Source organism: Stutzerimonas sp. 21-1 (assembly GCF_056336065.1).
This window is the reverse complement of record NZ_CM150500.1, coordinates 2,648,538-2,669,341: the sequence shown is the minus strand read 5'-3', so window position 1 is coordinate 2,669,341 and position 20,804 is coordinate 2,648,538. Positions and strand designations below refer to the sequence as shown.

The window sequence follows — 20,804 nt, the reverse complement described above, 5'->3', positions numbered from 1 at the left end:
AGGAAGAAGATAGACAAACAAAAAGGGCGACTTGCGTCGCCCCTTTTTCATCCGAACATGCTCAGCCGCGCTGACGCAGCGCCTCGATGCGATCGTCCAGCGACGGGTGGGTCATGAACAGCCCGGCCATGCCATGTTTCAGCGCGCCGTTGATGCCGAACGCCTTGAGCGTATCCGGCATCTGGACCGGCACGCCTTGTTCGGCCTGCAGGCGGCGCAGCGCGCCGATCATGGCCTGGGTGCCGGCGAGCTGAGCGCCGGCTTCATCGGCGCGGTATTCGCGTTTGCGCGAGAACCACATGACGATGATGCTGGCCAGCAGACCCAACACCAGTTCGGCGAAGATGGTCGCGATGAAGTAGCCGATGCCCTGGCCTTCCTCGTTCTTGAGGATCGCTTTGTCGACGAAATTGCCGAAGATCCGTGCGAAGAACATCACGAAGGTGTTCACCACGCCTTGGACCAGCGCGAGTGTGACCATGTCGCCGTTGGCCACGTGGCCGATCTCATGGGCCAGTACGGCCTTGACCTCGTCCGGCGAGAAGCGCTCCAGAAGACCCTGGCTGACGGCCACCAGGGCATCGTTCTTGTTCCAGCCGGTGGCGAAGGCGTTGGCCTCGTAGGCCGGGAAGATACCGACTTCTGGCATCTTGATACCGGCTTCGCGCGACAGTTGCTCGACGGTCTGCAGCAGCCACTGCTCATGGCGCGTACGAGGCTGGCTGATGATTTCGGTGCGGGTGCTCATCTTCGCCATCCACTTGGAGATGAACAGCGAAACCAGCGAGCCGGCGAAGCCGAAGACCGCGCAGAAGGCCAGCAAGCTGCCATAGTTCTGGCCGGTGTAGCGGTCGACCCCGAGCACCTTGAGCGTGATGCTGGCGATCAGCAGTACCGCGAGGTTGGTGGCCACGAACAGAAAAATGCGCATCATGGTTGCGACTGACTCCGGGAGTACGAGAAAGAACGTAGGCTATATAAGGTGCGCCCCTGGGCTATTCAACCGGGCGACTATTTCAAGCTATGTCGCGTCGTGCTGGCAGCGGGCCGCTTTCGAAGAGCAGGCGGGCCAATCTGGCGAGACGCTCGCTGTTTCCGCTTTTCAGCGCTTCGCGTAGCTGATGGGCGAGGCTGGCATGAACGCGTTGCACGCTCGAAGGCAGGGTTTCCGTTGCGGCGGGCAGATCGGGAACGCTGCGAGTCAGGCGCAGGAACGCCTTTTCGGTGAGTGCCGCCTGATCCAGCGCCTGATACTGAATGGTGCTGTCGAAGCGCAGGTAGCCTTCTTCGGCGAGCCATAGCAGCGCACCAAGGCAGCCCTGGTGGCGCTTGCTCGGTAGGCCGAACTCGTCCGGCTCTTCGTGACCGATCAGATCCTCGACGTACAGCGCGACCTTGCGCGGAAAGGCCTGATAGAGCATCAGCAGGCCTGCCGCGGCGTCCCGGTAGAAGTCGTCGATGTGCAGATCCATGCCGTTACTGGTGATAGGTCTTGAGGAAGTTGCCTATGCGACCAATCGCCTGCTCCAGATCGTCGACGCGCGGCAGGGTGACCACGCGGAAATGATCCGGCCACGGCCAGTTGAACGCCGTGCCCTGGACGATCAGCAGCTTCTCGGCCAACAACAGGTCGAGTACGAACTTTTCGTCGTTGTGAATCGGGCAAACCTTCGGGTCGATCCGCGGGAAGGCGTAGAGCGCACCCATCGGCTTGACGCAGCTGATGCCCGGAATGTCGTTGAGCAGCTCCCAGGTGCGGTTGCGTTGCTCGATCAGGCGGCCCGGCGGCAATATCAGGTCGTTGATGCTCTGATAGCCGCCCAGGGCGGTCTGGATCGCATGCTGGGCCGGCACGTTGGCGCACAGGCGCATGTTGGCGAGGATATCCAGACCTTCGATGTAGCTCTGCGCCTTGTGCTTGGGACCGGAAATTGCGACCCAGCCCGAGCGGAAGCCTGCCACTCGGTAGGATTTGGACAGGCCGTTGAAGGTCAGGCAGAGCACGTCCGGCGCCAGCGAAGCGGTGGAAATGTGCACGGCGTCGTCGTAGAGAATCTTGTCGTAGATCTCGTCGGAGAAGAGCACGAGTTTGTGCTGGCGCGCCAGCTCCACCATGCCTTCCAGCACTTCCTTGGGGTAGACCGCACCGGTCGGGTTGTTCGGGTTGATCAGCACCAGCGCCTTGGTGTTCGGCGTGATCTTGGCCTTGATATCGGCCAGGTCCGGCCACCAGTTGGCCTGCTCGTCGCACAGATAATGCACCGGCTTGCCACCGGCCAGGCTAACGGCTGCGGTCCACAGCGGATAGTCCGGCGCCGGGATCAGTACTTCGTCACCGTTGTTCAGCAGGGCCTGCATGGACATGACGATCAGCTCGGACACGCCGTTGCCGAGGTAGATGTCCTCGATGCCGACGCCTTCGACCTGCTTCTGCTGGTAGTACTGCATGATCGCCTTGCGGGCGCTGAACAGACCTTTGGAGTCGCTGTAGCCCTGGGCGGTTGGCAGATTGCGGATCACGTCCTGGAGGATTTCCTCCGGGGCCTCGAAACCGAACGGCGCCGGGTTGCCGATGTTCAGCTTGAGGATGCGATGGCCTTCCTCTTCCAGGCGTTTGGCGTGCCGTAGCACCGGCCCGCGAATGTCGTAGCAGACATTGGCGAGCTTGTTCGATTTGCTGACCTGCATGATCCTGAGTGTCCCGAAGTGAAAACGCGCCAGCTCCGGAGTGGCTGGCCACGCTTGGCATGAACCCGGGCGCCTTGGCAGTCGGAAACCCCGCTGCCAGACTAGGCGTCGAAGAGCCACGCATGATACGTGCGGCCCGATCACCGGAAAAGGTACAGATCGGCCTTTTTTAAGCTGTGGAGGTGTACCGATGGATAAGCTGGAAAAACCGCTCGAAGTCTGGCGCGAAGAGCTTTCCGACGAGCAGTTCCAGATCTGCCGCCTCGGTGCCACTGAGCGTCCGTTCAGCGGCAAGTACAACGACAGCAAGACCCCGGGTACCTACCGTTGCGTCTGTTGCGGTGCGCCGCTGTTCGATTCGGCTGCCAAGTTCGATTCCGGTTGCGGCTGGCCCAGTTACTTCCAGCCGGTCAGTGACACGGCGATTGCCAGTCTGGATGATTTCAGCCACGGGATGCATCGCATCGAGGTGCGTTGCGCGCGCTGCGATGCACACCTCGGCCACGTGTTCCCCGACGGACCGCGACCAACCGGCTTGCGTTATTGCATTAATTCCGCGTCTCTCGATCTGGAGCCGCACGACGCCTGAGTCTCCCCGCCGCGGAGGACGCTGCAAACGCCCGCTGCGTCGATGGGGTAGTGGGTGGAGCGCGCGCCGCTCAAGTCTATGAATCACATCTGGAGTCGTTCGATGGATGTCGAACTGAAAGCATTTCTGCGGCGTGCCGAGGCGCTGCTGACGCGTGTCGAGCCGTTGTTGCCGATACCGCATGAGCCCATCGACTGGGGTGTGACCATTGCCGCGCGCTGGCAGCGAGATGCGCGTGGGGGCTGGCTGGCGCCTTTGCGCGTGAATCTTGATCTGTCTCTGGACGACCTGATCGGCATCGACCGCCAGCGCGATCTGCTGGCGGCCAATACCCGCCAGTTCGTTTCCGGAATGCCGGCCAACCATGTGCTGCTTTGGGGCGCGCGTGGCACCGGCAAGTCGTCGCTGATTCGCGCCCTGCTGGCTGAATATGCCGCGGCCGGACTACGTCTGATCGAAATCGAGCGCGACCACCTTGCCGATCTGCCGCGCCTGGTGGAGGCGCTTGCCGGCGAGCAACGGGCGTTCGTAGTATTCTGCGATGACCTGTCCTTCGAGGCCGGCGAGGGGGATTACCGGGTGCTCAAGAGCGTGCTCGACGGTTCACTGGAACGGGCGCCGGAAAACGTGCTGCTTTACGCCACCTCCAATCGCCGCCATCTCGTGCCGGAACGGCAGAGCGATAACGAGCACTGGCAAATGGTCGATGGCGAGTTGCATCCCAACGAGGCGGTGGAGGACAAGATCGCCTTGTCCGACCGGTTCGGCCTGTGGCTGTCGTTCTACCCGTTCAGTCAGGAGCACTACCTGAGCGTCGTTCGCCACTGGATCGGCTCGCTGGCAGATCGGGCCGGGCTGGACTGGTTCTGGAGCGAGGCGCTGGAGAGAGAGGCGATTCGCTGGGCAACCGGACGCGGTAACCGCAATGGACGATGCGCGTATCAATATGCGCGTCAGTGGGTCGGTCAGCGTTTGCTCGAACGTCGCGATTGAAGAGTTGCAGCGCCTCGGACGGGCGCTGCGTCCGTTTAGGCTCAGCGTGCCGCTGCTTTGGCCATTTCCTTGAGTTTGTCGTTCATGCGCTGCTCGCTGGGCAGCAGGCCGGCAAGCGACGGCAGGGTAAGCATGCGGGCGTAATGAGCGCTCAATGCGGGCCAGCGGGCGGTATCCAGCGATTCACCGCCGTGGGCCAGGTTGATGAACTGGCTGGCAATGGCGAGATCGGCTAGAGACAGGCACCCGCCAACGAAATAGTCCTGCTGCCCCAGTTGCTGCTCAAGGTAGTCGAGATGTCGCGGTAGCTTCTCGTGCAGCGCCGACTGTACGGCTTGCTCGTCGCAGGTGCCCCCCGAGCTCGGTTTGAGTATGCGGTTGGCAAAGATGCAGAAGGTTGTCAGCGGCGCGAGTTCGTAGTCGGCGTATTTCTCCAGCCAGCGAATCCTTGCTCGGCTTGCGGCGTCATCGCCGTACAGGCGGTGCGTACCGGCATAGGCGTCTTCGAGGTACTGGCAGATCACGCTCGAGTCGGCCAGCGTAAGGTCGCCGTCGCGCAGCGCCGGAATGCGACCGAGAGGGTTGAGTTGCAGATACCAGTCCGGCGGATTGAACGGCATCACCATTTCCAGCTGATAGTCGAGCGCTTTTTCCAACAGGCAGAGCCTGACCTTGCGTACGAAAGGCGAAAGCGGGGCTCCGTAAACCGTCAGTGTCATTGTTGTTCTCTCTGTAGGGCCTAGTAGACGTTGTTCTTCTTCCACAGATCTTCGTCGTCGAACGCCTTCATGCCTTCGGCCAGCTCGCTCGGCTCATCCGCGGCGGGACGCACCTGATTCGACACCAATGCATTGGCGTGATCGAGAAGATTCTGCAATTGCTTGAGTTGCGCCGAGTACTCGACTGTAGACGGCTGTTTGCGAATGTGCTGGATCGCACGCTCGAAGGCCAGGCGCGCGCGTTGTGGCAGGTTCTGTTGCAGCGCCTGGCGACCGAGACCGGCAAAGTATTCGATGTGCAGTACGGCGAGCAGGCGCTGGATTTCCTGAACCCAGCGGCGACCTTCCTCCTGGCTCAGCTGACGCTCCTTGGCTGCTCGAACGATCTGCGCATGGAGATCTTCGAGCATGAAGCGCACCTCCTTGGCCTGGGCTTCGCTGACGATCTGCCGTGGCGGATTGCGAACCGGGATGGCGTCGCCTTCGGCGATTTCGGCGCGCAGGCTCTGGATTCGGCTGGTCAGCTGATCGTTGCCGCGCTCGAGCGGCAGCAGCCGTTCACTGAGGTTCAGTTCGAGACGGGTGAGTACCTGCTTCAGGGCCGGTGTCATCATCTGCCCGGGTAGCGCTTCGCTGAGGTTGCTGCAGCGGCGTCGGCGATCGTTCAGGTCTGCCCGTAGCCGGGCTTTCTCCAGGTTCTTCCTCTCGACGAGTTGGTTGATATAGCCGATAGCAACCAGCAGAACCACGCCGGCAACGACCAGGCCGGTGATCATTAAAGGAGACACATCAGGCACTCCGTGCGGCTGAGTTTGCGCCTGAGTGTAGTGGCTGGGGTGGCAAGCTGATAGCGTCGAAGGCGATGTCGATTTTTTTTGGTTTGCAGGGTTGACGGGCTATCGGTGCCTCCATAAAATGCGCGCCACTTGCAGCGTGAAGCACCAAACGAAGCGCGGCAAGCCGGAATCAGGCTGTAGTTTCCGGGGTGTGTCCCCTTCGTCTAGTGGCCTAGGACACCGCCCTTTCACGGCGGTAACAGGGGTTCGAGTCCCCTAGGGGACGCCAAGTTTGCGGGAATAGCTCAGTTGGTAGAGCACGACCTTGCCAAGGTCGGGGTCGCGAGTTCGAGTCTCGTTTCCCGCTCCAAATTCACTTCAGGTGTCGAAACCGACATTTGAAGCTAAAAAAGCGACCTCAGGGTCGCTTTTTTTATGCCTGCAATTTCTCACCGCTCATTTCCTACACGGCATCGCTACGCGGCAGGCGCGTCGATCGCTCAGGTGTACTTGGTGAAGATGCTGCGCACACGCTCCAGTGCAGCCGCCGTGTCCTGTTTCTGATCGTGTAGCGCCTCCTCGAGCAGGCAGGTCAGCATCAGCCTATAGGCCTTATCCAGTGCGCTACGGGCTGCCGAGAACTGCTGAGCGATGGCTTCGCATTCCTCGCCGCGCTTGATCATCGCCTGAATGCCGCGAATCTGGCCTTCGACCCGGGCCAGCCGCTTGAGCATGGCCTGCTGCTGGTCCTGCATGTCGATCGACGTTATTGCCTGGTCTTCCATCAATCACCTCGGCGGGAAGAAACGAACAGAGCGCCCGGCGCGAGTACGTTTTGCGTGGGTCGGTCATATACCGGTAGGGGCATCCTAGCGACGGCAACGAGCGTTGACTACCGCTGTATTGACAAGCGGGTCGCCAAACAATATACATATAAATATATTGTTTTTTTTGAGGGTGTTGCCTGTGACACTTGCTTCCGCTGAATTGGATATCCAACGCCTGCGTGACAGCGCGGCGGCGGCAGGGCAGCTGCTGCGAACGCTCGCGAATCCGGACCGACTGTTGCTGCTGTGTCAGTTGAGCCAGGGCGAGCGCAATGTCAGCGACATGGAGCAGTTGCTGGGCATCCAGCAGCCGACGCTGTCGCAACAGCTCGCGGTGCTGCGGCGCGAGGGGTTGGTGGAAACCCGTCGTGATGGCAAACAGATCTTCTACCGCATCAGCAGTCCCGAGGCGCTGGCGGTCATCGCCACCCTCTACCAACTTTTCTGCGGGAGCGAGCAATGACTATCGATTGGGTCAATTTCACCCCTTGGTCGGCCTTGGCCGGCGGCGCGCTGATCGGGCTGGCAGCTGCTCTGTTCGTCATGCTGAACGGCCGCATTGCCGGCATCAGCGGCCTGCTCGCCAGCCTGCTGGAGCGCAACGCGGAGGGGCGGGGCGAGAAGGCGCTGTTCCTGCTCGGTATCCTGCTGGCGCCGTTGCTGTGGTTGATAGCCGGCGAATGGCCGCAGATGGAATTCCAGACCAATTGGCTTGGCCTGCTGATCGCCGGCGTGCTGGTAGGTGTAGGGACGCGCTATGGCGCGGGCTGCACCAGCGGTCACGGCGTTTGCGGTATTTCACGCCTCTCGGCGCGTTCTATCGTCGCGACCCTGGCCTTCATGGCCGCAGGATTCGCGACCGTTTTCGTCATTCGCCACCTTGTCGGAGCTTGAACATGCGCAAGCTGACTGCATTTGCCGCGGGTCTGCTGTTCGGTATCGGTCTGCTGCTTTCGGGCATGGCCAATCCGGCCAAGGTGATCGGTTTTCTCGACCTGGCGGGCGTCTGGGATCCCTCACTGGCGCTGGTGATGGCCGGTGCCATCGCAGTGGCGCTGTTGCCGTTCGGCTGGGCGCGACGCCGCCATGTCTCGCTGCTCGATGCACCGATGCGCTTGCCGGAAAAGCGCGAGCTGGATCGGCGCCTGATCGGCGGCAGCCTTCTGTTCGGCATTGGCTGGGGTATCGCCGGCATCTGTCCCGGTCCGGCGCTGGCGATGCTGCTGTCCGGACGCTGGCAGGTCGCGCTGTTCGTCGTGGCGATGCTCGGCGGAATGTTGCTCTTCACTGCGCTGGAAAGCCGGCGCACGCACTGACCTTGGAGGTCATCATGAAAGCCAATGTGGGAACAATCGATCGTACGGTGCGGATAGTCGTCGGGCTGTTACTGATCGGCCTGACGCTGGGCGGCGTGATCGGCATGTGGGGCTGGATCGGCCTGCTACCGCTCGCGACCGGCATCTTCCGCTTCTGCCCGGCATACGGTCTGCTGGGCATCAAGACCTGCAAGCTGCGCCATTGAGGCCACACTCGCCGCTGGTCGGCAATCGACCGGCGGCGACTGCCATCGCCATGCTCAGTAGCGCATGTCGATAATGATGGTCGTGCTCTGCTCGGCGACGACGTCGAAGGCGCTGTCGTCGAAGGCCGGCGGGCCCATCACCTTGGGGTTGTTGGACAGACCGTAGCCTTCGGCTGGGAACATGCCGAAGCGGCGGTCGAGTTCGCCGTTGGCGTTCTCGTCATGGTAGGCCATGACCGCATAACACCCCGGCGGAATATCACCGAAAGTCAGCGTCACGTCGCCGGTTGCCGCGGGGGCCTGCTTGGTGGCGAATGCCTTGGCCTCCTTGCGGAAGGTCTTCGGATCAGCGTACAGCCCCACCCGCACGTTGCCCCGGTCATGCTCGACGCCCGCCAGGGTGATCTTCAGCTCCTGAGCCTGCGCCCACTGGCTCGCGCCGATGCCGATGCACAGCAGCAGCACCCATGTCCCTCGCTTCATCGTCTTCATCTCCGCTGGTCATTGCGTGGCGACCACTGCGACCGCCGCGTTGCGTGCAGGAAGTCTAGCGTGATTGCGCAATGCCACCCGATGGTTTGTCTGTCGCTTGAGCCGGAGCTCAACTGAAATCGGGCAGGCTCGGAGTCGTTTGCGGCTGGCCGGCCGCGCACCAGGCATCGAAGCCGCCTTCGATGGACCTGACCTGCAGATAGCCCATCTCCCGCAGCGCTGCGGCAGCGAGCGCGGCGCGCCCGCCGGTCTTGCAGTAGAGCACGATCGCCAGGTCGCGCGAATCGAACTCGGGCATGCCGCTGAGCTTGAACTCCAGCACGCCACGCGGAATGTTCACGGCACCGGGAATGTGCGCGGCGTGATATTCGTCGCCTTCGCGCACATCGATCAGTACGTCCGCTTCGCGAATCGCTGCTTCGGCATCGGCAATCGGAACTTCCTGGATGCGGGTCTTGGCCTCGACGACCAGGTCATGGGCGGTTTTCATGTCTATCTCCCGTGAGGCAAAGGTTCGTTGTCTGGCGGTCAGAGCCTGTCCAGAGGTATTTTCAGGTAGCGCGTGCCGTTGCTCTCCGCTGGAGGCAGTTCGCCGCCGCGCATGTTGATCTGCACTGCAGGCAGGATCAGCGCTGGCAGCCCGAGCGTGGCATCGCGCGCGGTACGCATGGTCACGAACTCCTCCTCGGTGATGCCGGCGTGGATATGAACGTTGTGCACGCGCTCGGCGCCGATGCTGGTTTCGTGGAAGAACGTCTCGCGGCCTGGCGCCTTGTAGTCATGGCAGAGGAACACGCGGGTGCTGTCGGGCAAGGCGAACAGTTTCTGGATCGAGCGGTACAGCGTGCGCGCGTCGCCGCCGGGAAAGTCACAGCGGGCGGTGCCGTAGTCGGGCATGAACAGCGTATCGCCGACGAATGCGGCGTCGCCGATCAGGTAGGTCAGGCAGGCGGGCGTGTGGCCTGGCGTATGCAGTGCCTGTGCATCGAGGTTGCCGATCTGGAACCGTTCGCCGTCACGAAACAGTTGATCGAACTGCCGACCATCGGTGGCGAAATCGGCGCCGGCGTTGAACAGTTCGGCAAAGGTACGTTGCACTTCGGTGATGCGCTCGCCAATGGCGAGCCGGCCGCCCAGGTGCTGCTTGAGATAGTGAGCGGCGCTCAGGTGATCGGCATGCACGTGGGTTTCCAGCAGCCATTGGACCTGCAGCTCGTGCGTGCGGATGTAGTCGATGATGCGGTCAGCGGCCTGATGCGATGTGCGTCCGGAGGCGGCGTCATAGTCGAGCACGGAGTCGATCACCGCGCACTGGCGCGTCTGCGGATCGCTGACAACGTAGCTGTAGGTGAAGGTGTCGGGGTCGAAGAAGGCTTCAATCCGGGCGCTCATGTCGCAACTCCTTTCAACGTATTAATACCCCATGGGGTATGCAAGCCTGTCGATAGTAGCGCGTTTTTTGTGGTTGCGTTTCCACGGGCCGACGACTAGTTCGGCGGTGGCGTTTACCCATCGAGCGGCGAATTCAACGCGTCGCTGACGATCTGTCCGTCGACGAGCTGCACGGTGCGTGCGCAGTTGGCCGCCAGGCGGGGATCGTGGGTGACCACCAGCACCGCACAGCCGAACTGCGCATTGATGCGGTGGAACAGCTCGAACACGCTCTGTGCGGTACGTGTGTCGAGATTGCCGGTCGGCTCGTCGGCCAGCAGCAGCGGTGGGCGGGTCACCAGCGCACGGGCGATGGCGACCCGCTGCTGCTGGCCACCGGAAATCTGCGTGGGCTTCTTGTCGGCGTACGCGGCGAGGCCGACCTCGTCGAGCAGGCTGCGCGCCAGGTCGATCTCCGTCGCCGACGGCTTGCCATGGCGGATCATCAGCGGCATCAGCACGTTATCCAGCACGCTGAACGCCGAGATCAGGTGATGGAACTGGAAGACGAAGCCGATCGCCTCGTTGCGCAGGCGCGTGCGCGTCTCGTCATCGACCATCCGTGTCGGCCGGCCGAGCAGGTACAGCTCGCCGGCGCTCGGCGGGTCGAGCAGGCCGATGACGTTCAGCAGCGTGCTCTTTCCCGAGCCGGACGGGCCGATAAGGGCGGTCAGCTCGCCGGCACGCAAGCGCAGATCGATGCCGTGCAGCACCTCGCTTTCCAGTGGCGTGCCGAGGTTGAAGCTCTTGCGCACGCCTTCCAGGCGCAGCACTTCGCGCGGGTCAGGCATGGTCGGCTCAGACATAGCGAATGGCCACCGCCGGGTCGTAGTGTGCCGCGCGGCGGGCGGGCAGGGCGGCCGCCAGGACGCCGGTCACGGTTGCCACGAGCATGGCCAGCGGCACCAGCGTCGGGTCGACCGGGATGTAGAACAGCCGTGGCCCCAGCAGGTTGAACACCTGCACCAACCCCCAGCCGACGCCGCCGCCGCAGGCCGAACCGAGCAGGCCGAGCAGGCCGCCCTGGATCAGGAATACCCGCAGAATCTGCTGGCGCGGGCTGCCCATCGCCCGCAGGATGCCAATCTCCCGCGTGCGCTGAACGACGCTGACGGCGAGCACGCTGGCGATGCCGAAGGCCACCGAGATGCCGACGAACACGCGAATCATCTCGGTGGTCATGCTCTGCGAGCTGAGCGCGTTGAGCAGCTGGCCGTTGGTATCCATCCAGCTTTCGGCACGCAGCCCGGTCAACCGGGCGAGGCGGCGGGCGATCCGGTCGGCCTCGAAGATCTGCGCCACGGTGGTGTCGATCACCGTCACGCCGCCGGGCAGGTCGAGCAGGGTCTGTGCCTGCTTGAGATCCAGATAGACGTAGCGCTCGTCCAGCTCGCGCACGCCCAGCTCGAAGATTCCAGCGATATCGACGACCGACTCGCGCCCCTCGCCGGCGTCCAGGCGCAGCTTGTCGCCGACGCCAAGGCCCAGGTCGCGCGCCAGTTCGGTGCCGATCACCGCGTCGCCGGCACCGACGCGCAGTTCGCCCGCAACCAGTTCCTCGGCCAACGGAATGATGCGCTGGTAGCGCTGTGGATCGATGCCGACCAGCGCCACCGAAGCCCGCGCGACGCCGCGGCGCGCCAGCGCCGGACCGCTGATGACCGGCGATACGGCGAGCACCTGGGCGTCCTGATCGAGCACGTCGCGCACATCCTGCCAATTACTGATCGAACGCAGACGCTGAGCGCGCGGGCTTTCCAGCAGCAGCGTCAGCGCGCCGTCGGCTGCCGGCAGCACGCGATTGACCTCGTCCGGCGGCAGGATACGAATGTGCGACTGGGTGCCGAGTGTGCGCTCGATCACGTTGGCCTGCAGGCCGGTGATCAACGCGGTGATGAAGACGATCACTGCCGAGCCCACGGCGATGCCGAAGACGATCAGCAGCGTCTGCAAGCGGTTGTCGAGCAGAAAGCGCAGGGCGATTTTCCACTCGGTCCACAGCGAGTCGAGCAGGCGCATCGGTGGTCAGTCCTGCACGCCGGTGGGAATCGGCTGCTCGCGCAGGCGTACCCGCCGGCCTTCTTCGGCTTCGGCGGCGAGCACGCGGTCGCCGGCCTGCAGACCATCGAGTACCTCGCTCAAGGCCGTGCCGAGCAGGCCGAGACGTACGTCCACCCGTTCGACCTTGCCGTCACGCACCCGCAGCACCCGCGCATGCTCGCCGTCGCGGCTGCGCAGCGCGTCGTTGGGCAGTACCAGCGCCTGCTCACGGCGCCCGGTCTCGATGTTCACCGACACCGTCATGCCCTGGCGCAGCAGTTCGGCGGGCTCTTCCAGGTCCAGATGCACGTCGATGGTGCCGCGCGCAGTGTCGACGCTGGGCGCGATGAAACTCACGCGGGCGGCGAACGCGCGCAGCGGATAGGCATCGGCGATCACCTGCGCCGCCTGGCCGATCGCCACGGGCGCGAGGTTCTTTTCGTCCAGCGGCAGGATGATTTCGCGTCGGCCGGCGCGGGCGATTTCCAGCAGCATGCGTCCCGGCTGGACCAAGTCGCCCGGCTCTACGGCGCGGGTCTGCACGATGCCATCGACCTCGGCGTGGATGCGCGTCTTGGCGAGGTTGGCGCGTGCAGCCTCCAGGCGCTGGCGCAGTACCTGTTCCTCGCTACCACCGGGCGCCTGCGCGGCAGCGGCGAGGCGGGCGCGATCACGTATCACCCGCGCCGCCAGCTCGGCGCGACGCGCCTGCTCCAGCGCCTCGGAAGCCAGCAGCTTGCGTTCGAAGAGGGTTTCGCGGCGCTCACGTTCGCGCACCAGCTGCTGCAGGTTGCTCTGCGCATCGCGCAGCGTGGCCTGGGCTTGCGGCCGGCTGCTGTCGATCAGCTGGCGCAGCGCAGCTTCGGCCTCGCGCAGGCGCGCCAATTGTTCGTCGTTACGCAGCTCCAGCAGCAGGTCGCCCGCTTTCACCGGATCGCCTTCGCGCACGTGGCGGGCGGCGATCACACCGGTGATCTCGCTGCCGATCTGGGCGACCGACTGGTTGTCCACCTCGCCGCTGGCAACCACCCGCTGCACCAGCGGGCGCGGCTCCAGGCGGTAGCCTGGCAGCTCCGGCCCTTGCCAGTGCTGCCAGAGCAGCCAGCCGGCGATCAGGACGGCCGGCAGGATCACTACGAGCGAGCGGCGAGAAGGCATTGCGAGCAAGTTGAGCACTCCCCAGAGTATGTCGCCGCAGCTTACGGCCAATCCATTCGTCGAGCCATCCTCGCGCGGTGCGGGCGCGCGTCTATCGCGGTCATAGCAGGAACCGCCAGAAGGCGCGGCGCTACAATGAAGGCCCGCTCCAAGGATCCGACGACATGGATACGACGCAAAGCTCCGCTGCGACACTGCGCTCCGCCTGGATTGCCCAGGCGCAGGCCAATCCGTGGATTGCGACCGGGCTTGGCGCCGCCTTGCTGGCGGTGCTGGCGCTGCTGCTGGCGAGCGGCTACAGCGCGTTGCACAACGGCGACCAGAACAACCTGCGCCTCGCCATGCTGGGCGGCAGCGCGGGGTTCTCCGCCACGGCGCTCGGTGCTCTGCTGGCCATCGGTCTGCGCGAGATTTCCAGCCGCACCCAGGACAGCATGCTCGGCTTCGCCGCCGGCATGATGCTCGCTGCCGCTTCGTTTTCACTGATCCTGCCGGGGCTTGCTGCCGGCCGGGAAATTTTCGACAGCGGCTCGGCGGCGGCGCTGATGGTGGTCGTCGGGCTCGGCTTGGGGGCGCTGCTGATGCTTGGGCTCGATTACTTCACCCCGCACGAGCACGAAAGCACGGGGCCCTGCGGGCCGGATTGCGAGCGGTTGAATCGCGTCTGGTTGTTCGTGCTGGCCATCGCCCTGCACAACATTCCCGAGGGCATGGCGATTGGCGTGAGTTTCGCCAATGGCGACCTCGGCGTGGGCGTGCCGCTGACCACGGCGATTTCCATCCAGGACATCCCCGAAGGCTTGGCCGTGGCGCTGGCGCTGCGTACCACCGGCCTGTCCGCGCTGGCCTCGGCGCTGGTCGCCGCGGCTTCCGGCCTGATGGAGCCGCTCGGTGCGCTGGTCGGTCTGGGCCTGTCCAGCGGTTTCGCCGTTGCCTATCCGGTCAGCATGGGGCTGGCGGCCGGCGCGATGATCTTCGTGGTGTCCCACGAGGTGATCCCCGAGACACACCGTAACGGCCACCAGACGCCGGCGACCATCGGCCTGATGATCGGCTTTGCGGTGATGATGTTCCTCGACACGGCGCTCGGCTGAGCGCCGCGCTCAGGGTGCGGACGGCTGGGTCTGCATCACCAGTTCGACCCGTCGGTTGCCGGCGCGGCCCTGGTCGCTGGTGTTGTCGCGTAGCGGGCGGGTTTCGGCGTAGCCGGTCGCACTCATCCGGCTGGCGGCGATGCCGCTGAACTGCAGGTAGCGCACCACGCTGCTCGCGCGGCTGGCGGACAATTCCCAGTTGGACGGAAAGCGCGTCGTCTGGATCGGCAGGTCGTCGGTGTGGCCTTCGACGATGATCCGGTGCGAGGTGGCGGCGAGTGTCGGGATCAGCCGGTCGAGCACGGCAAACCCGGCCTCCTCGAGTTCGGCCTGGCCGGAGCCGAACAGGATTTCGCTGCTGATGCGAAAGCTGATGCTGCCCTCGTTGACGATCACTTCGATGTCCTCGCCCAGGTCCGGCAGCGTCGGTGCCGGTTCGCGCGTCTGCTCCGGCAACGGCGGCGCGGGGGCAATCGCGGCAATCGCCTGCACTCCATCAGATGGCTGCGGCGTGCCGATAACGAGCGGTGCCTGCCCATCGGCAGCCTGTGCTGCGCTGGATTGCTGCGTCGCGCCGTCGCCCTGGCCGGCGAAGGCGAGCATCACCACCAGCATCACCAGCAGCAGGGTGATCATGTCCAGGTAGGTGAGCAGCCAGCCTTCCTGTTCTTCTTCGCCGCGAGGCTCGACGTGCCACCTGGCGAAGCGGCCGTTGCGTTGTGCGGAACCGTTCATTTCAGACGTCCGGCTGCGCGGCGCGTGGTTTGCGCGGGTTGCCGTCGCGAATCTCGTCGTCGTGATGGGCAATGAAGGACTTCAGCGTCTCGCGCATGTAGGCCGGGCTGCGCTTGTTGCACATCATCGCGATGCCCTGCATCACCAGGTTCATCAGCGCGACGCGCTGCTCGGTGCGCCGCTCCAGCTTCACCGCGACCGGCTTGAGCAGCAGGTTGGCCAGTAGCACGCCATAGAAGGTGGTCATCAGCGCGACCGCCAGGCTGCGGCCGATCTGCTGCATGTCGCCGCTGCCGAGCAGGAACATCAGGTTGATCAGCCCGACCAGCGTGCCGATCATGCCGAACGCCGGCGCGTAGCTGGCCATCGTGCGGAACAGCTGCGCCTCGGCGTTCTCGCGTGCGCGCAGCCGGGCGATGCGCCACTGCAGCAGGTCGATGATGTCTTCTTCGGGGGTGTTGTCGATCACCAGTTGCACGCCGGTGCGCAGGAACGGGTTCTTCACCTGCTCGACGGCCCGTTCCACGGCCGGCAGCTCGCCTGCGATCCACAGCCGGGAGATCTGCACCAGCTCTTCCAGGTCCTGGCGGGTGTACAGCCGTTCGTTGCGCAGCACCGTGCCGATCAGGCCGAACACACGCATTACCTCGCGCAGCGGGTAACTGATGAAGGTCGCGGCCAGCGTACCCACCAGCACGATGCCCAGACTGGGCAGGTCGAGATACAGCGCGGGATCGTGCGCGGCGAACAGCATGACCACCGCAAGCAGCGCGATGCTCGCGACGATACCGATCAGGGTTGAGGGGTTCATCGAAACTCCCGAGAGACAAAGACGTGCCGACCAAGGCGCGGCGTTCAATCGGGAGATTCGGCCGTTGCCGGCGCAACTTTAGCGAGCCGCGTGCCGACTCGCGCAGTCGTCGCTACAGATGCTCGAGCAGACGTCGGGCCGCTTCCTGACCGCTGAGCCAGGCGCCTTCGACCCGCCCGGAGAGACACCAGTCGCCACAGGCGTACAAACCCAGCCCCGCATCGGCGAGCGCGCCCCATTCATGCGGCTGCGCCGGGCGTGCGTATAGCCAGCGATGCGCCAGAGTGAACTCGGGAGCTGGCACGACACAGTCGATCAGCTCGGCGAACGCACCGAGCAACTGCTCGCTGACGGCCTCCTTGGACAGATCGAGGTGCTGGCGACTCCAGCTGTTGGTGGCATGCAGCACCCAGGTGTCCAGGTGTCCGTTGCGCCCGGGTTTGCTGCGCTCGCGTGCCAGCCAATCGAGGGCGTCGTCCTGTACGAAGCAACCTTCCACCTGGGTGGGCAGCGGCGTGGCGAAGCCCAGGGCGACGGCCCAGGTCGGTTCCATTGCGACGCTGGCGGCGACGGCCGCGAGCTTCGGTGCGGCAGCCAGCAGTGCACTGGCTTGCGGCGCCGGGGTGGCGACGATCACGTGGCTGAAGGGGCCATGACTGGCGCCGTCGGCATCCACCAGGGTCCAGAGTTCCTCGCCGCGAAACGCTTCGGTGATGCGGCAGCTGAACGTCACCGGCAGATCGCCGAGCAACGCCCGGGCGATCGACGCCATCTGCGGTGTGCCGACCCAGCGCGCCTGTTCGTCGGTCGATGGTTCCAGCTGGCCGGCGCGGGAAAGGTAGAGGTTGGGCGACCAGGGTGCGGCCCAGCCTTCCTCCTGCCAGTGCTGCAGTGCTTCGCGAAAGCGCCGATCGCGCGCGGTGAAATACTGGGCGCCGAGATCGAACGAGCCACTCTCGATCTGCTTGCTGGCCGTGCGCCCGCCGCAGCGGCGGCTCTTGTCGAACAGCTGGACGGCCTGACCCGCCGTGTGCAATGCCTGAGCCGCGGACAGCCCGGCGATACCGGTACCGATGATGGCGATGGGAGCCTTGCTCATGATTACCTCATTGCTGTTGCCATCCGCCGCGCCGCTATGAAGGGTTTCGCCGGCGCAGCATGTTTGCGTGACAGGCGTTCTACTCCAGCCGCGCACTTTCATCCTCGAACAGACGACCGGCTTTGGCTAGGGGCAATTCGTGCCATGCGGCTAACGGATGGCGCGCCTGATCCCTTGACTGACCGACGGTAGCGGCTGGCGTTCGCCACAGATGCGATCTTCTGCCCTGGCACCGCAGCTAGACAGCGGTTGTAACTTGTCGATAAGCCGGTACAATGGCGCCGCTCGCCGCCAGGCGGGTTCGTCATGGTGGGCTCTGTCGGTCCCCCCGCAACGATCAGCCGTGAACCCGGTCAGGCCCGGAAGGGAGCAGCCGCAGCGGTGACATTGTGTGCCGGGGTGTGGCTGGCAGGGCTCACCTCCATGACGCCTTCTCGCAGTTTCCTCCTTTGCCTTCCTGTCTGATTACGGCCTTTGTGTCGGGCATCCGCGTGCGTGGCGTTAGCCTCAGCGATAGATCAGCGACCGATTTGCAGGGCCGCCAATGATCCGTATCCTGCCCCGATTGGTTTGCGATGGGCGCCATGCACGGTGGCCAGCCTGCGTTCGAAGGAGTTCGGTTTGTCAGTGAAAGTTGCCTGGGACATCTTCTGTGTCGTGGTGGACAACTACGGCGATATCGGCGTGACCTGGCGCCTGGCGCGCCAGCTGGCCGCCGAGCATGGCCAGCGAGTGCGGCTCTGGGTCGACGATCTCGAGACGTTCGCCCGCCTGTGTCCCGGCACCAGCGCGAGCGCGGCGCAGCAGTGGCACGAGGGTGTCGACGTGCGCCATTGGTCGCGCGAGTGGGGCGGCGCCGAGCCGGCCGATGTGGTCATCGAGGCGTTCGCCTGCGAGCTGCCACCTGCCTATATAAATGCAATGGCCGCGAGCAGCCGGCGCATTCTTTGGCTGAACCTGGAATACCTCAGTGCCGAGGATTGGATCGTCGGCTGCCATGCGTTGCCGTCGCTGCAGTCCAGCGGGCTGCAGAAGTACTTTTTCTTCCCCGGTTTCGAGGCGAAAACCGGCGGGCTGATTCGCGAGGCGGACCTCGTTTCGCGCCGCGAAGCGTTCCAGGCCGATCCGGCACGCCGCGAGGATTTCCTTGCCAGTCTGGGTGTGGTGTTGCAACCCGGCGCGCGGCTGCTGTCGTTGTTTGCCTACGAGAATGCCGCCGTAGCTGGCTGGCTCGATGCGCTGGCCGCCGATACCCGGCCGAACCAGCTGCTGGTGCCTGAAGGTCGCGTGCTGGCGGATGTTGCAGCATGGCTCGGCGTACCGTCGCTGCAGCCGAGCGAACGCCATCAGCGAGGCGCGCTGCAGATCGCCGTGGTGCCGTTCATGACGCAGGACGAGTACGACCTGCTGCTGTGGAGCTGCGATTTCAACGCGGTGCGCGGCGAGGAATCGTTCATTCGCGCGCAGTGGGCGGGGCGTCCGCTGGTGTGGCACATCTATCCGCAGGAAGACGATGCGCACTGGGACAAACTGCATGCCTTCCTCGATCTGTACAGCCACGATCTGGCACCAGCCGCACGCGGCGCGCTGCAGGACTTCTGGCGGGCATGGAATGCCGGGGAGGGCGCCGGGCCCGCCTGGAGCGCGCTGCTGGATGAATATCCGGCGCTGCTGGCGCATGCCGAGGCCTGGCTGCACAAACAGGTGGCGAATGGCGATCTGGCTGGAAAGCTGGTGTTTTTTTACACAGATTGGCTATGATACGCCGCCTGTTTTTTGTCTCTAATTCCTATCGGATGTTCGTATGAAAACCGCACAAGAGTTCCGTGCCGGCCAGGTGGCCATCATCAACGGCGCACCCTGGGTCATCCAGAAAGCCGAGTTCAACAAGTCCGGCCGCAACAGTGCCGTGGTCAAGATGAAGCTGAAGAACCTGCTCAACGGTTCGGCGACCGAGACCGTATACAAGGCCGATGACAAGCTGGAGCCGGTAATTCTCGAGCGCAAGGAAGTGACCTACTCCTACTTCGCCGATCCGCTGTATGTCTTCATGGACGACGAATTCAACCAGTACGAGATCGAGAAGGCCGACCTCGAAGGCGTCATGACCTTCATCGAAGACGGCATGACCGACGTCTGCGAAGCCGTGTTCTACAACGACAAGGTGATCTCGGTCGAACTGCCGACCACCATCGTTCGTGAAATCGTCTACACCGAGCCGTCGGTTCGTGGCGATACCTCCGGCAAGGTGATGAAGACTGCCCGTCTGAAGAACGGTGCCGAGCTGCAGGTTTCCGCCTTCTGCGAAATCGGCGACTCGATCGAGATCGATACCCGCACCGGCGAGTACAAGTCCCGCGTCAAGGCCTGATCGCCTCCTCGCAGACTCGCAACGAAAAGCCCGGCCAAGTGCCGGGCTTTGTCGTTTCTGCGGTCTGTCGAACGACCGATCGTGTTCGCGCGCTCAGTTCTGACGCAGCTGTTTCAGCGTCTCGGCGATCATGAACGCCATCTCCAGCGACTGGTCGGCATTCAGGCGTGGGTCGCAGTGAGTGTGGTAGCGGTCGCTGAGCCCGGCTTCGGTGATCGCGCGCGAGCCGCCGATGCACTCGGTGACGTTCTGCCCGGTCATCTCGATGTGGATACCGCCCGGGTAGCTGCCCTCGGCCCGATGCACGTCGAAGAATTGCCGAACCTCGGCCAATACCCGCTCGAAATCGCGGGTCTTGTAGCCGCTTGAGGCCTTCATGGTGTTGCCGTGCATGGGGTCGCAGCTCCACAGCACCTGGCGTCCCTCCTGTTGCACCGCGCGGATCAGACGCGGCAGGCCGGCTTCGACCTTGTCGGCGCCCATGCGCACGATGAGGTTGAGGCGGCCGGGATCGTTCTGCGGGTTGAGGAGATCGATCAGACGGATCAGCTCTTCGCTGTCCATGCTCGGCCCGACCTTGACGCCGATCGGGTTGCCGACACCGCGCAGAAACTCCACATGCGCGCCGTCGAGCTGGCGGGTGCGGTCGCCGATCCACAGCATGTGCGCCGAGCAGTCGTACCAGCCGCCGGTGAGGCTGTCCTGACGCACGAAGGCTTCCTCGTAGTTCAGCAGCAGCGCCTCGTGAGCGGTGAAGAAGCTGGTTTCGCGCAGCTGCGGGGCGTCGCTCAGGCCGCAGGCACGCATGAAGCGCAGCGTTTCATCGATGCGCGCCCCAAGCTGGTGATACTTCTCGGCTAGCAGCGAGTTGGCGATGAAGTCCAGATTCCACTGGTGCACCTGGTGCAGGTCGGCAAAACCACCCTGGGCGAAGGCGCGCAGCAGGTTGAGGCTGGCAGTGGACTGGTGGTACGCCTGCAGCAGGCGCTCCGGGTCCGGCACGCGGCTCTTTTCGTCGAAGCCGATGCCGTTGACGATGTCGCCGCGGTAGGCCGGCAGCGTCACGCCGTCGATGGTTTCGTCGCCGGCCGAGCGTGGCTTGGCGAACTGCCCGGCCATGCGACCGACTTTCACTACCGGGCAACCGGCGGCGAAGGTCATGACGATGGCCATCTGCAGCAGCACCTTGAAGGTGTCGCGAATCTTGGTGGCGGAGAACTCGGCGAAGCTCTCGGCACAATCGCCGCCCTGCAGCAGGAACGCACGGCCCTGGGTGACTTCGGCGAACTGGCGCCGCAGTTCGCGCGCCTCGCCGGCGAACACCAGTGGCGGAAGGCCGGCCAGGGTACGCTCGACGCGGCCAAGGTGGTCGGCATCGGGGTATTCGGGTTGCTGCTGAATCGGTTTGCTACGCCAGCTCGACGGGCTCCAGGCGGTGGTCATGAGTGGGTATTCCATT

At 64.2% G+C, this 20,804-nt stretch carries 25 protein-coding genes, 2 tRNA genes and 1 other RNA gene; 12 read left to right on the top strand and 16 right to left on the bottom strand.

Annotated features, from left to right (window positions below; translation table 11 throughout):
* Positions 1-61: 61 nt before the first annotated feature.
* The 3 genes from htpX to AC0ZJQ_RS12885 all read right to left on the bottom strand — a co-directional run bounded on the left by htpX (position 62) and on the right by AC0ZJQ_RS12885 (position 2,688).
* Positions 62-934 (bottom strand): protease HtpX, encoded by an 873-nt coding sequence (gene htpX / locus AC0ZJQ_RS12895; RefSeq protein WP_237264239.1) that lies wholly within the window; start codon positions 932-934, stop codon positions 62-64.
* 82 nt (positions 935-1,016) lie between these two features.
* Positions 1,017-1,472 (bottom strand): hypothetical protein, encoded by a 456-nt coding sequence (locus tag AC0ZJQ_RS12890; protein ID WP_237264240.1) that lies wholly within the window; start codon positions 1,470-1,472, stop codon positions 1,017-1,019.
* Between the two features lie 4 nt (positions 1,473-1,476).
* Positions 1,477-2,688, bottom strand: coding sequence for a pyridoxal phosphate-dependent aminotransferase (locus tag AC0ZJQ_RS12885; protein ID WP_008570448.1), 1,212 nt, complete (start codon positions 2,686-2,688; stop codon positions 1,477-1,479).
* Between the two features lie 190 nt (positions 2,689-2,878).
* On the opposite strand from AC0ZJQ_RS12885, the gene msrB reads away from it, so the two are divergent.
* Positions 2,879-3,277 carry a peptide-methionine (R)-S-oxide reductase MsrB gene (msrB, locus tag AC0ZJQ_RS12880; RefSeq protein ID WP_008570447.1) on the top strand — a complete coding sequence of 133 codons (399 nt, stop codon included), beginning with the start codon at positions 2,879-2,881 and terminating at the stop codon, positions 3,275-3,277.
* Between the two features lie 102 nt (positions 3,278-3,379).
* A complete protein-coding gene (locus AC0ZJQ_RS12875; protein ID WP_167137080.1) occupies positions 3,380-4,270 on the top strand; it encodes an ATP-binding protein in 891 nt (296 codons plus the stop codon).
* A 41-nt stretch (positions 4,271-4,311) separates the two neighbouring features.
* On the opposite strand, the gene AC0ZJQ_RS12870 is transcribed toward AC0ZJQ_RS12875, so the two are convergent.
* Positions 4,312-4,989 (bottom strand): glutathione S-transferase family protein, encoded by a 678-nt coding sequence (locus AC0ZJQ_RS12870; RefSeq protein ID WP_167137418.1) that lies wholly within the window; start codon positions 4,987-4,989, stop codon positions 4,312-4,314.
* A 20-nt stretch (positions 4,990-5,009) separates the two neighbouring features.
* Positions 5,010-5,777, bottom strand: a complete 768-nt coding sequence (locus AC0ZJQ_RS12865) for a hypothetical protein (protein ID WP_237264242.1) — start codon at positions 5,775-5,777, stop codon at positions 5,010-5,012.
* A 201-nt stretch (positions 5,778-5,978) separates the two neighbouring features.
* Between AC0ZJQ_RS12865 and AC0ZJQ_RS12860 the strand changes: the two genes are divergently transcribed.
* Both AC0ZJQ_RS12860 and AC0ZJQ_RS12855 read left to right on the top strand, forming a co-directional pair.
* Positions 5,979-6,054 (top strand) — tRNA-Glu (locus tag AC0ZJQ_RS12860).
* Between the two features lie 5 nt (positions 6,055-6,059).
* Positions 6,060-6,135 (top strand) — tRNA-Gly (locus AC0ZJQ_RS12855).
* A gap of 130 nt (positions 6,136-6,265) precedes the next feature.
* Here AC0ZJQ_RS12855 and AC0ZJQ_RS12850 read toward each other — a convergent pair.
* Positions 6,266-6,550 carry a metal-sensing transcriptional repressor gene (locus AC0ZJQ_RS12850; RefSeq protein WP_237263178.1) on the bottom strand — a complete coding sequence of 95 codons (285 nt, stop codon included), beginning with the start codon at positions 6,548-6,550 and terminating at the stop codon, positions 6,266-6,268.
* 181 nt (positions 6,551-6,731) lie between these two features.
* Between AC0ZJQ_RS12850 and AC0ZJQ_RS12845 the strand changes: the two genes are divergently transcribed.
* From AC0ZJQ_RS12845 to AC0ZJQ_RS12830, 4 genes are read left to right on the top strand one after another with little or no spacing between them, the layout of a single operon-like run.
* Entirely contained in the window at positions 6,732-7,055 is a 324-nt protein-coding gene (locus tag AC0ZJQ_RS12845) for an ArsR/SmtB family transcription factor (RefSeq protein WP_102828925.1), read from the top strand.
* Positions 7,052-7,486 carry a YeeE/YedE family protein gene (locus AC0ZJQ_RS12840; RefSeq protein ID WP_102828926.1) on the top strand — a complete coding sequence of 145 codons (435 nt, stop codon included), beginning with the start codon at positions 7,052-7,054 and terminating at the stop codon, positions 7,484-7,486. The genes AC0ZJQ_RS12845 and AC0ZJQ_RS12840 overlap by 4 nt, the downstream gene beginning before the upstream one ends.
* 2 nt (positions 7,487-7,488) lie before the next feature.
* Positions 7,489-7,908 carry a YeeE/YedE family protein gene (locus AC0ZJQ_RS12835; protein WP_213663773.1) on the top strand — a complete coding sequence of 140 codons (420 nt, stop codon included), beginning with the start codon at positions 7,489-7,491 and terminating at the stop codon, positions 7,906-7,908.
* A 14-nt stretch (positions 7,909-7,922) separates the two neighbouring features.
* The gene (locus AC0ZJQ_RS12830) at positions 7,923-8,114 is read left to right on the top strand and encodes a YgaP family membrane protein (RefSeq protein WP_008570439.1); all 192 of its coding nucleotides are present in this window, start codon (positions 7,923-7,925) and stop codon (positions 8,112-8,114) included.
* Positions 8,115-8,168: 54 nt separating this feature from the next.
* On the opposite strand, the gene AC0ZJQ_RS12825 is transcribed toward AC0ZJQ_RS12830, so the two are convergent.
* The 6 genes from AC0ZJQ_RS12825 to AC0ZJQ_RS12800 all read right to left on the bottom strand — a co-directional run bounded on the left by AC0ZJQ_RS12825 (position 8,169) and on the right by AC0ZJQ_RS12800 (position 13,235).
* Complete coding sequence (locus tag AC0ZJQ_RS12825) at positions 8,169-8,597, bottom strand: DUF2141 domain-containing protein (protein ID WP_237263179.1); 429 nt, start codon at positions 8,595-8,597, stop codon at positions 8,169-8,171.
* A 118-nt stretch (positions 8,598-8,715) separates the two neighbouring features.
* The gene (locus AC0ZJQ_RS12820; protein ID WP_213663771.1) at positions 8,716-9,096 is read right to left on the bottom strand and encodes a rhodanese-like domain-containing protein; all 381 of its coding nucleotides are present in this window, start codon (positions 9,094-9,096) and stop codon (positions 8,716-8,718) included.
* A gap of 38 nt (positions 9,097-9,134) precedes the next feature.
* Positions 9,135-9,998 (bottom strand): MBL fold metallo-hydrolase, encoded by an 864-nt coding sequence (locus AC0ZJQ_RS12815; RefSeq protein WP_155550369.1) that lies wholly within the window; start codon positions 9,996-9,998, stop codon positions 9,135-9,137.
* A 113-nt stretch (positions 9,999-10,111) separates the two neighbouring features.
* A complete protein-coding gene (locus tag AC0ZJQ_RS12810) occupies positions 10,112-10,828 on the bottom strand; it encodes an ABC transporter ATP-binding protein (protein ID WP_369805823.1) in 717 nt (238 codons plus the stop codon).
* Positions 10,829-10,835: 7 nt separating this feature from the next.
* The gene (locus AC0ZJQ_RS12805; RefSeq protein ID WP_165595149.1) at positions 10,836-12,056 is read right to left on the bottom strand and encodes an ABC transporter permease; all 1,221 of its coding nucleotides are present in this window, start codon (positions 12,054-12,056) and stop codon (positions 10,836-10,838) included.
* A 6-nt stretch (positions 12,057-12,062) separates the two neighbouring features.
* A complete protein-coding gene (locus tag AC0ZJQ_RS12800; RefSeq protein ID WP_476477780.1) occupies positions 12,063-13,235 on the bottom strand; it encodes an efflux RND transporter periplasmic adaptor subunit in 1,173 nt (390 codons plus the stop codon).
* Positions 13,236-13,399: 164 nt separating this feature from the next.
* Here AC0ZJQ_RS12800 and AC0ZJQ_RS12795 point away from each other — a divergent pair, with 164 nt between their 5' ends.
* Complete coding sequence (locus AC0ZJQ_RS12795) at positions 13,400-14,329, top strand: ZIP family metal transporter (protein WP_458988541.1); 930 nt, start codon at positions 13,400-13,402, stop codon at positions 14,327-14,329.
* A gap of 9 nt (positions 14,330-14,338) precedes the next feature.
* Here AC0ZJQ_RS12795 and AC0ZJQ_RS12790 read toward each other — a convergent pair whose 3' ends face one another.
* From AC0ZJQ_RS12790 to AC0ZJQ_RS12780, 3 genes are all read right to left on the bottom strand, one after another.
* Positions 14,339-15,064, bottom strand: a complete 726-nt coding sequence (locus AC0ZJQ_RS12790) for an OmpA family protein (RefSeq protein WP_237263189.1) — start codon at positions 15,062-15,064, stop codon at positions 14,339-14,341.
* 1 nt (position 15,065) lies between these two features.
* The gene (locus tag AC0ZJQ_RS12785) at positions 15,066-15,875 is read right to left on the bottom strand and encodes a motility protein A (protein WP_008570430.1); all 810 of its coding nucleotides are present in this window, start codon (positions 15,873-15,875) and stop codon (positions 15,066-15,068) included.
* A gap of 112 nt (positions 15,876-15,987) precedes the next feature.
* Entirely contained in the window at positions 15,988-16,974 is a 987-nt protein-coding gene (locus tag AC0ZJQ_RS12780; protein ID WP_102828934.1) for an NAD(P)/FAD-dependent oxidoreductase, read from the bottom strand.
* Positions 16,975-17,291: 317 nt separating this feature from the next.
* On the opposite strand from AC0ZJQ_RS12780, the gene ffs reads away from it, so the two are divergent.
* From ffs to efp, 3 genes are all read left to right on the top strand, one after another.
* Positions 17,292-17,388: signal recognition particle sRNA small type (gene ffs / locus AC0ZJQ_RS12775), an RNA gene on the top strand.
* A 207-nt stretch (positions 17,389-17,595) separates the two neighbouring features.
* On the top strand, positions 17,596-18,735 hold the full coding sequence (gene earP, locus AC0ZJQ_RS12770; RefSeq protein ID WP_102828935.1) for an elongation factor P maturation arginine rhamnosyltransferase EarP: 1,140 nt from the start codon (positions 17,596-17,598) through the stop codon (positions 18,733-18,735).
* A 43-nt stretch (positions 18,736-18,778) separates the two neighbouring features.
* Positions 18,779-19,345, top strand: a complete 567-nt coding sequence (gene efp, locus AC0ZJQ_RS12765) for an elongation factor P (protein ID WP_003289309.1) — start codon at positions 18,779-18,781, stop codon at positions 19,343-19,345.
* A gap of 93 nt (positions 19,346-19,438) precedes the next feature.
* Here the strand turns inward: efp and AC0ZJQ_RS12760 are convergent, their stop codons facing one another.
* Positions 19,439-20,788 carry a class II 3-deoxy-7-phosphoheptulonate synthase gene (locus AC0ZJQ_RS12760; RefSeq protein ID WP_155550373.1) on the bottom strand — a complete coding sequence of 450 codons (1,350 nt, stop codon included), beginning with the start codon at positions 20,786-20,788 and terminating at the stop codon, positions 19,439-19,441.
* Between the last annotated feature and the right edge of the window lie 16 nt (positions 20,789-20,804).

Coding starts and splice junctions, on each gene's coding strand:
- htpX (WP_237264239.1), bottom strand. CDS start 934: ATGATGCGCATTTTTCTGTTCGTGGCCACCAACCTCGCGGTACTGCTG.
- AC0ZJQ_RS12890 (WP_237264240.1), bottom strand. CDS start 1,472: ATGGATCTGCACATCGACGACTTCTACCGGGACGCCGCGGCAGGCCTG.
- AC0ZJQ_RS12885 (WP_008570448.1), bottom strand. CDS start 2,688: ATGCAGGTCAGCAAATCGAACAAGCTCGCCAATGTCTGCTACGACATT.
- msrB (WP_008570447.1), top strand. CDS start 2,879: ATGGATAAGCTGGAAAAACCGCTCGAAGTCTGGCGCGAAGAGCTTTCC.
- AC0ZJQ_RS12875 (WP_167137080.1), top strand. CDS start 3,380: ATGGATGTCGAACTGAAAGCATTTCTGCGGCGTGCCGAGGCGCTGCTG.
- AC0ZJQ_RS12870 (WP_167137418.1), bottom strand. CDS start 4,989: ATGACACTGACGGTTTACGGAGCCCCGCTTTCGCCTTTCGTACGCAAG.
- AC0ZJQ_RS12850 (WP_237263178.1), bottom strand. CDS start 6,550: ATGGAAGACCAGGCAATAACGTCGATCGACATGCAGGACCAGCAGCAG.
- AC0ZJQ_RS12840 (WP_102828926.1), top strand. CDS start 7,052: ATGACTATCGATTGGGTCAATTTCACCCCTTGGTCGGCCTTGGCCGGC.
- AC0ZJQ_RS12835 (WP_213663773.1), top strand. CDS start 7,489: ATGCGCAAGCTGACTGCATTTGCCGCGGGTCTGCTGTTCGGTATCGGT.
- AC0ZJQ_RS12830 (WP_008570439.1), top strand. CDS start 7,923: ATGAAAGCCAATGTGGGAACAATCGATCGTACGGTGCGGATAGTCGTC.
- AC0ZJQ_RS12825 (WP_237263179.1), bottom strand. CDS start 8,597: ATGAAGCGAGGGACATGGGTGCTGCTGCTGTGCATCGGCATCGGCGCG.
- AC0ZJQ_RS12820 (WP_213663771.1), bottom strand. CDS start 9,096: ATGAAAACCGCCCATGACCTGGTCGTCGAGGCCAAGACCCGCATCCAG.
- AC0ZJQ_RS12815 (WP_155550369.1), bottom strand. CDS start 9,998: ATGAGCGCCCGGATTGAAGCCTTCTTCGACCCCGACACCTTCACCTAC.
- AC0ZJQ_RS12810 (WP_369805823.1), bottom strand. CDS start 10,828: ATGCCTGACCCGCGCGAAGTGCTGCGCCTGGAAGGCGTGCGCAAGAGC.
- AC0ZJQ_RS12805 (WP_165595149.1), bottom strand. CDS start 12,056: ATGCGCCTGCTCGACTCGCTGTGGACCGAGTGGAAAATCGCCCTGCGC.
- AC0ZJQ_RS12800 (WP_476477780.1), bottom strand. CDS start 13,235: ATGCCTTCTCGCCGCTCGCTCGTAGTGATCCTGCCGGCCGTCCTGATC.
- AC0ZJQ_RS12795 (WP_458988541.1), top strand. CDS start 13,400: ATGGATACGACGCAAAGCTCCGCTGCGACACTGCGCTCCGCCTGGATT.
- AC0ZJQ_RS12790 (WP_237263189.1), bottom strand. CDS start 15,064: ATGAACGGTTCCGCACAACGCAACGGCCGCTTCGCCAGGTGGCACGTC.
- AC0ZJQ_RS12785 (WP_008570430.1), bottom strand. CDS start 15,875: ATGAACCCCTCAACCCTGATCGGTATCGTCGCGAGCATCGCGCTGCTT.
- AC0ZJQ_RS12780 (WP_102828934.1), bottom strand. CDS start 16,974: ATGAGCAAGGCTCCCATCGCCATCATCGGTACCGGTATCGCCGGGCTG.
- efp (WP_003289309.1), top strand. CDS start 18,779: ATGAAAACCGCACAAGAGTTCCGTGCCGGCCAGGTGGCCATCATCAAC.
- AC0ZJQ_RS12760 (WP_155550373.1), bottom strand. CDS start 20,788: ATGACCACCGCCTGGAGCCCGTCGAGCTGGCGTAGCAAACCGATTCAG.